Origin of the sequence: Streptomyces albiaxialis (assembly GCF_039530985.1) — a bacterium.
Taxonomy (GTDB): Bacteria; Actinomycetota; Actinomycetes; order Streptomycetales; family Streptomycetaceae; genus Streptomyces; species Streptomyces albiaxialis.
In genome coordinates, this window is record NZ_BAAAPE010000013.1 from 1,113,392 (window position 1) to 1,121,093 (window position 7,702).

The window sequence follows — 7,702 nt, forward strand, 5'->3', positions numbered from 1 at the left end:
TCAGCTAGGTCCGGCCTTGTAGCCGACGCCGCGCACGGTCACCACGATCTCCGGCCGCTCGGGGTCCTTCTCGACCTTCGAGCGCAGCCGCTGCACATGCACGTTGACCAGCCGCGTATCGGCCGCGTGCCGGTATCCCCACACCTGCTCCAGCAGCACCTCACGTGTGAAGACCTGCCAGGGCTTGCGGGCCAGCGCGACCAGAAGATCGAACTCCAGCGGCGTGAGGGCTATCGACTGCCCCTCACGCTTCACCGAGTGCCCGGCGACATCGATCACCAGGTCACCGATCGCGAGCTGCTCCGGCGCGGGCTCCTCCGAGCGGCGCAGCCGCGCGCGGATCCGGGCCACCAGCTCCTTGGGCTTGAACGGCTTGACGATGTAGTCGTCGGCACCCGACTCCAGGCCGACCACCACGTCCACCGTGTCGCTCTTCGCGGTGAGCATGACCACCGGCACCCCGGACTCCGCCCGGATCAGACGGCACACCTCGATGCCGTCCCTCCCGGGCAGCATCAGGTCGAGCAGCACAAGGTCAGGCTTGGTCTCCCGGAAGGCGGCAAGCGCCTTGTCGCCGTCTGCCACGAACGACGGCTCAAAGCCTTCGCCCCGCAGGACGATGCCGAGCATCTCTGCCAGTGCGGTGTCGTCATCGACGACAAGGACGCGTCCCTTCATGCGTTCATCATCCCATTACGCGTTCGTGACGTTCCCTTTCGTGACGTGGAACACAATTCCGCGACGGTGTCCGCCGTCACAGGAGAGATCACTCCACGGTCCGTGACGATGGCCGTCACCAGGTCGGGCGGGGTCACGTCGAAGGCCGGGTTGTAGGCCTGCGCGCCCACCGGAGCCAGCGGTATCCCCCCGCCCGTCTCCGGTCCGCCACCGGTCCTGTGCACCGGTGGGATCTCCGTCACCTCGTGCCCGGGACGCTGCTCCACCTCGATGTCGCTCCCCCTCTCCGTCGTCAGATCCACGGTCGTCACCGGCGCCACCACCACGAACGGCACCTCGTGATGCCGGGCCAGCACCGCCAGCGGATACGTACCGACCTTGTTCGCCACCGCGCCGTCCGCCGCGATCCGGTCGGCACCCACCAGCACCGCGTCCACCTCGCCCTCGGCGAAGAGCGAGCCGGCCGCGTTGTCCGACAGCACGCTGTACGGCATCCCTTCCCGTGCCGCCTCGTACGCCGTCAGCCGCGCGCCCTGGAGCAGCGGCCGGGTCTCGTCCACCCACAGCTTCCTCAGCTCGCCCGCCTGGTGCACGGCCCGCACGACGCCCAGCGCGGTGCCCTGGCCCCCGGAAACCAGCACGCCGGTGTTGCAGTGGGTGAGCAGCCGCAGCCCGCCGCCGGGCACCAGCTCCCCGAGCAGCTCGTTGCCGTACTCCGAGAGCCGCGCGCTCGCCTCCGCGTCCTCCCGGTGCAGCGCCCTCGCCTCGGCCAGCGCCTGCGCGGCGGCCCTCTGGCTCCCGTTCCCCGAGCGCGCCATCGCCGCCTTGTACGCCTCCTCCACACGACGAACCCCGTAGGCGAGGTTGACCGCCGTGGGCCGCGCGTGCGCCAACTGCTCGGCCGCGTCCGCGACATCGAACCCCCGGGCCGCCGCGAGGGCCACCCCGTACGCCCCCGCGATGCCCAGCAGCGGGGCACCTCGCACCGCCAGCGACTGGATCGCAGCCACCAGCGCGGGTACGTCCGTACACACGAGCTCGACTTCTTCGGCGGGCAACCGCGTCTGGTCGAGGAGCACCAGCACCGGTCCTTCCGGTAGCTCCTCCCAACGAAGCGCCGGACCACACTGTTCAGCCATTCGAACAGTCTGCCTTGCGACAGCGTGCCTCCAGAAGGCAGCCGCGACTCCCGGGGCATGACCCCGGTGACTGCGCGTCGTGGCACGATGGCAGCCAACCAGGCGACGGAGCTACACACACCCCGAGGTGACCTCACGTGAACGACTCTCCGGGCTGGGCTTCGCCCGGATCCTCTTCGTCCGACCCCCGCCCGAACCCCGGGAAGGGGGGCCAGGACGACGACAAGGAGCGCACGACTTCCGAGGCAACGCCCCAGACCCCGTCCGACCAGCCGCCCACAGCGCCTGACCGGACCGAGGCCCCGTCGGACCAGCACCCGCGCAACTGGTCGGCCCAGCAGCCCCCCGCCTCCGGCGCCCCTGGCTGGGGCGCGGCACCACCGCCCCCGAACCGTCCGGGTCCGGGGCGGCCGGGGCCCGGCGGCCCCGCACCCGGCGGCTGGAACACCCCGTGGGCCCAGACCCCTCAGGCCGCGAAGCCGGGCGTCGTGCCCCTCCGCCCGCTCGGAGTCGGCGAGATCCTCGACGGCGCCGTGAGCACCATGCGCGCCCACTGGCGGACGGTGCTCGGCATCGCCCTGGCCGTGGCAGTCATCACCCAGCTCGCCTCGACCGTCGCCGTCGGCATCTGGTTCCCCGAGAGCGGGGACCTCGACGCGCTCAGCAACGACCCCGACCCGACCCTCGACGAGTTCTCCGACGCCCTCGGCGGCGCGCTCGGCAGCCTCGGCGTCGCCATGGTCGTCGGCATGCTCGGCAGCGTCATCGCCACCGCCATGCTCACCGTCGTCGTCAGCCGGGCCGTCCTCGGGCGCGGCGTCACCATCGGCGAGGCCTGGCGGGACTCCCGGCCCCAACTCCTGCGCCTCCTGGGCCTGCTCCTCCTCGTCCCCGTCCTCATCACCGTGGTCATGCTGCTCTGCCTGACCCCCGGCCTCGCCGCCGTCGCCGGCGACTCCGCGAACCTCGCCCTCTCCTTCCTCTTCCTCGGCATGCTGGCCGGCACCGTCGCCGCCGCCTGGCTCTGGGTCCGCTACTGCCTCGCCGCGCCCGCACTGATGCTGGAGAAGCAGGGCGTCCTGACCTCGATGCGCCGCTCCGCCAAGCTCGTACGGGGAAGCTGGTGGCGCATCTTCGGCATCCAGCTCCTGGCGCTCATCCTGGTGTTCATCGTCTCCTCCGTGGTCCAGATGCCCACGACCTTCATCGCCACGCTCGTCGGCGGAGACGGCGGCACCTCTCTCACCGGTGCCGCGGCGGCCACCGGGTGGACCTCGCTGATCATCTCCGGCATCGGCTCCGTGGTCGCCTCCACGATCTCGCTGCCCGTCAGCGCGGGCGTCACGGCTCTGCTCTACCTCGACCAGCGCATCCGCCGGGAAGCCCTCGACCTCGAACTCGCACGAGCCGCCGGAGTCCCCGGCTACGGCGACCCGCAGGCCGACCGCCCCACCCCCGGAAGCTGACCCGATGACGGGGAGCCTCGCCGACGCGGCGCTCCGCCCGGTGGCCGCCCTCCACCGGGCGGCCCTCACGAGCGCCGACGGCGACGGCCCCGTCACCACCCCACGCCTCCCCGCACGCGAGGACGCGGAACGCGAACTCTCCAAGCCCCGGTACCACGAGAACGACCCCAATCTCCTCCAGCGCATCATCGAGTGGGTCTGGGACCGCATCAGCTCCCTCCTCGACGCCGCCTCGGGCGCGACACCCGGCGGCCCCACCGGCCTCATCGCCGTCATCGCTGTCCTCGTCCTGCTGGCCCTCGCCCTCCGGCTGCGCCTCGGCAAACTCCGCGCCCAGCCGACGAGCGACACCAGCGCCCTCTTCGACAACCGCCCCCGCACCGCCGCGGACCACCGCGCCAGCTCCGAGGCACACGCCTCCGAGGCCCGCTGGAGCGAAGCCGTCCAGGAACGGATGCGCGCTCTCGTCCGCTCCCTGGAAGAACGTGCCCTCCTCGACCCCCGCCCCGGCCGCACCGCCGACGAGGCGGCCGACGAAGCAGGCCTCGCCCTGCCCGAACACGCAGACGCCCTCCAAGCCGCGGCGCACTCCTTCGACGAGGTGACATACGCGGACCGCCCCGCCGACGAAGCCGCGTACCTCCGCCTCCGCGATCTCGACACCGCGCTCCGCCGCGCCACCCCGGCCGCTCCCGCGAACGACCGGGAGCCCGCGGCCTCCCGGGGCGGAGGGCGCAGTTGAGCACCACCTCCACCTCGCCCACCGCACGCCAGGTGTGGTCGCGCACACGCGGGTTCCTGCTGGCCGCCGCCGTCCTGGCGGTGGCAGGTGTGGCCATCGCAGCCCTCCGCTCCGGCGGCGAACACGGGCGCCTCGATCCCCGCTCCTCCGACCCCCACGGCAGCCGCGCCGTCGCCGAACTCCTCGCGGACCGCGACATCACCACCAAGGTCCTCTCCAGCACCGCCGAGGCCACCGCCCAGGCAGGCCCCGACACCACCCTCGTGGTCACCCGCCCGGACCGGCTGAGCGACGACGAACGCCGCGAACTCCGCGACGCCGCCCAACGCAGCGGCCGCACCGTCCTCCTCGCCCCCGACGCCACGTCCGTCTCCGCACTCGTCCCCGGCGTACGAGCGGCATCCACCCCCGCACCGGTGCAGCAGACCCCGCCCGACTGCGACCTCCCCACGGCGACCCGGGCAGGGGATGCCGAACTCGGCGGCTACCGCTACTCCACGAACCTGAAACACACGGACGCCTGCTACCTCCGCCAAGGCCTGCCCTCCCTTCTCCGACTCACGAAGTCCCCCGACAACGACACCGTCCTCCTCGGCACCGGCGACCCGCTCACCAACGAGCGCCTCGACAAGTACGGCAACGCCTCCCTCGCCCTCCAACTGCTCGGTTCGCGCCCCCACCTCCTCTGGTACATGCCGCCCGCCGCCGGCACCGCACCGCCCGAGGGCGAGGAACGCGGATTCCTCGACCTCATCCCGTCAGGCTGGAAATGGGCCACGCTCCAGCTCGGCATCGCTGCCGTGCTCGTCGCCCTCTGGCGAGCACGCCGCCTGGGCCCGCTCGTCCATGAACACCTCCCTGTCTCCGTCCGTGCGTCCGAGGCCACCGAGGGCAGGGCCCGCCTCTACCGCAGGGCGAACGCCCGCGACCGCGCCGCGGCCTCGCTCCGCGCGGCCACCCGCACCCGCCTCGCGCCGCTCGTGGGCGTCTCCCTCTCCCAGGCGCACTTCCCCGAGGTCCTCGCCCCCGCCCTCGCCGACCACGCGGATCACCGCCCGGACAGCGCACGAGCCCCCGACATCACCACCCTCCTCTTCGGGCCGACGCCGGCGACCGACGCGGCCATGATCCAACTGGCCGACGATCTGGACCGGTTCGAGCAACAGATCACCGCAGTCGCCTCCCCCGCTTCCGTCACCTCACCTCCGAGAGACAAGGACCGCACCCCGTGAGCGCCCCCTCCGCAGACAGCGCCCGCGACGCCCTAGAGGCGCTCCGCCAAGAGATCGGCAAGGCGGTCGTCGGCCAGGACGCCGCCGTGACCGGCCTTGTCGTCGCCCTCCTGTGCCGCGGCCATGTCCTCCTCGAAGGCGTACCCGGCGTCGCCAAGACCCTGCTCGTACGATCCCTGGCCGCGACCCTCGAACTCGACACCAAGCGCCTGCAGTTCACGCCGGACCTCATGCCGAGCGACGTCACCGGATCCCTGGTCTACGACGCCCGCACCGCCGAGTTCTCCTTCCAGCCCGGCCCGGTCTTCACCAACCTTCTCCTCGCGGATGAGATCAACCGGACCCCGCCGAAGACACAGGCGTCCCTGCTCGAAGCCATGGAGGAACACCAGGTCTCCGTCGACGGCACCCCCCGCGCGCTGCCCGAGCCCTTCCTCGTGGCAGCCACGCAGAACCCGGTGGAGTACGAGGGCACCTATCCGCTTCCGGAGGCCCAGCTAGACCGCTTCCTGCTGAAGCTGAACGTCCCTCTGCCGCCACGCGAAGCCGAGATCGACGTCCTCACCCGCCATGCCGAGGGCTTCGACCCCCGGGACCTCGAAGCCGCAGGCGTCAGGGCCGTCGCGGGCTCCGAGGAGATCGAAGCCGCCCGTGCCGCGGTCGCCAAGACCTCGGTCTCCGCCGAAGTCACCGGCTACATCGTCGATATCTGTCGTGCCACGCGTGATTCCCCCTCGCTCTCCCTCGGGGTCTCCCCCCGAGGCGCCACCGCCCTGCTCGCCGCCGCCCGCGCGTGGGCGTGGCTCATGGGGCGCGACTACGTCATCCCCGACGACGTCAAGGCATTCGCCCTGCCGACGCTCCGGCACCGCATCCAGCTCCGCCCCGAGGCCGAGATGGAAGGCGTCACCCCCGACAGCGTGATCAACTCGATCCTCGCCCATGTCCCGGTCCCCCGCTGAGGCAGCGAGACCTGACTCATGGCACTCACCGGACGCACAGCCCTCATCGCAGCTCTCGGGGCCCTGCTCGTCGGCCTTCTCCTCCCCCACTGGCTTGGTCTGCTCGCCGTCGAGATCCCCCTGCTGCTCGCAATCCTCTACGACCTCGCGAGGGCCGCACCAGTCCATCAGCTCGTCTTCACTCGAAGCGGTGACACCTCAGTTCGACTTGGCGAACACGTGAACGCCTCACTGATTGTCACCAACCCCAGTCGTCGCACCCTGCACGCTGACCTCCGCGACGCCTGGCCGCCGAGCTCCTGGCCGGCATCCGGCGAAGCGACGCCGGGCCGCCATCAGTTGCACATCGCGTCCGGCGAGCGCCAACGCATCACCACCACGCTCCACCCCACCCGACGCGGCGACCGTCGCGCCGAGCGCATCACCGTGCGCTCGTACGGCCCACTCCGCCTGGCCGCCCGCCAGGGCCACCACGACGTCCCCTGGACCATCCGCGTGCTTCCGGCCTTCGCCAGCCGCAAGCACCTACCGGGAAAGCTCGCCCGCCTCCGCGAACTCGACGGACGGACCAGCATCCTCACCCGCGGCGAAGGCACCGAATTCGACAGCCTCCGCGAGTACGTCCCCGGAGACGACACCCGCTCCATCGACTGGCGCGCGACCGCCCGCCAGTCCGCCGTCGCCGTCCGCACATGGCGCCCCGAGCGCGACCGCCGAGTCCTCCTCGTCCTGGACACGGGCCGCACCTCCGCGGGCCGCGTGGGCGACATCCCGCGCCTCGACGTCTCCATGGACGCGGCGCTCCTTCTCGGAGCCCTCGCGTCCCGCGCGGGCGACCGCGTCGACCTGCTGGCCTACGACAGGAAGCCCCGCGCCACGGTCAACGGGCGCACGGCTCACCAGGTCCTCCCGGCCCTCGTCGACGCCATGGCCCCGCTCGAACCGGCGCTTCTGGAGTCGGACGCCCGCGGCATCTCCACGGCAGCGCTCCGCATCGCGCCGCACCGATCCCTGCTGGTCCTGCTCACGGGCCTCGACGCCGCACCGGTAGAGGAAGGGCTCCTGCCAGTCCTCCCTCTCCTCACCCAGCGCCATACGGTCGTGGTGGCGGCCATTTCCGACCCCCGTATCCAGGAAATGGCGGACGCACGAGGCACAGTGGACGCGGTGTACGAAGCCGCCGCGGCGTCTCAGGCCCAAGCCGAACGTCAGCACACGGCCGAACGTCTCCGCCGGCACGGCGTCATCGTCGTGGATGCCCTCCCCGCGGATCTTGCCCCGACGCTCGCGGACACGTACCTGGCGCTCAAGGCAGCGGGAAAGCTCTGAAGGAAGAGCAGGGCTTACGGAATGGACAGCGGTAGGAGCCCGGCGCCCCTGTAAACACGAAAAAGCCCCGTCGGCGCGATGGCCAACGGGGCTTCTTCTATGTTTAGTTCGGCGGTGTCCTACTCTCCCACACGCTCCCGCATGCAGTACCATC

General features: G+C 71.7%; 7 protein-coding genes. 5 read left to right on the top strand and 2 right to left on the bottom strand.

Translation table 11 applies throughout. From position 1 onward, the window contains the following. Together mtrA and mtnA are read right to left on the bottom strand one after the other, a co-directional pair. Entirely contained in the window at positions 1-678 is a 678-nt protein-coding gene (mtrA, locus tag ABD343_RS28585; RefSeq protein ID WP_027738342.1) for a two-component system response regulator MtrA, read from the bottom strand. Beyond that, on the bottom strand, positions 675-1,817 hold the full coding sequence (mtnA, locus tag ABD343_RS28590; protein WP_344532210.1) for an S-methyl-5-thioribose-1-phosphate isomerase: 1,143 nt from the start codon (positions 1,815-1,817) through the stop codon (positions 675-677). The genes mtrA and mtnA overlap by 4 nt, the downstream gene beginning before the upstream one ends. A gap of 488 nt (positions 1,818-2,305) precedes the next feature. Between mtnA and ABD343_RS28595 the strand changes: the two genes are divergently transcribed. From ABD343_RS28595 to ABD343_RS28615, 5 genes are read left to right on the top strand one after another with little or no spacing between them, the layout of a single operon-like run. Next, a complete protein-coding gene (locus ABD343_RS28595) occupies positions 2,306-3,283 on the top strand; it encodes a DUF7847 domain-containing protein (protein ID WP_344532211.1) in 978 nt (325 codons plus the stop codon). 4 nt (positions 3,284-3,287) lie between these two features. Continuing rightward, complete coding sequence (locus tag ABD343_RS28600; RefSeq protein WP_344532212.1) at positions 3,288-4,025, top strand: DUF4129 domain-containing protein; 738 nt, start codon at positions 3,288-3,290, stop codon at positions 4,023-4,025. Then, positions 4,022-5,257: a DUF4350 domain-containing protein gene (locus ABD343_RS28605; protein WP_344532213.1), complete on the top strand. Its 1,236-nt coding sequence runs from the start codon at positions 4,022-4,024 to the stop codon at positions 5,255-5,257. Before ABD343_RS28600 ends, ABD343_RS28605 begins: the two co-directional genes overlap by 4 nt. Continuing rightward, complete coding sequence (locus ABD343_RS28610; protein WP_344532214.1) at positions 5,254-6,219, top strand: AAA family ATPase; 966 nt, start codon at positions 5,254-5,256, stop codon at positions 6,217-6,219. Before ABD343_RS28605 ends, ABD343_RS28610 begins: the two co-directional genes overlap by 4 nt. A gap of 18 nt (positions 6,220-6,237) precedes the next feature. Further along, a complete protein-coding gene (locus ABD343_RS28615; protein WP_344532215.1) occupies positions 6,238-7,548 on the top strand; it encodes a DUF58 domain-containing protein in 1,311 nt (436 codons plus the stop codon). The last annotated feature ends 154 nt before the right edge of the window (positions 7,549-7,702 follow it).

Bases quoted from the DNA above. Each gene is read 5' to 3' on its own strand.
- mtrA (WP_027738342.1), bottom strand. From the start codon at position 678: ATGAAGGGACGCGTCCTTGTCGTCGATGACGACACCGCACTGGCAGAG.
- mtnA (WP_344532210.1), bottom strand. From the start codon at position 1,817: ATGGCTGAACAGTGTGGTCCGGCGCTTCGTTGGGAGGAGCTACCGGAA.
- ABD343_RS28600 (WP_344532212.1), top strand. From the start codon at position 3,288: ATGACGGGGAGCCTCGCCGACGCGGCGCTCCGCCCGGTGGCCGCCCTC.
- ABD343_RS28615 (WP_344532215.1), top strand. From the start codon at position 6,238: ATGGCACTCACCGGACGCACAGCCCTCATCGCAGCTCTCGGGGCCCTG.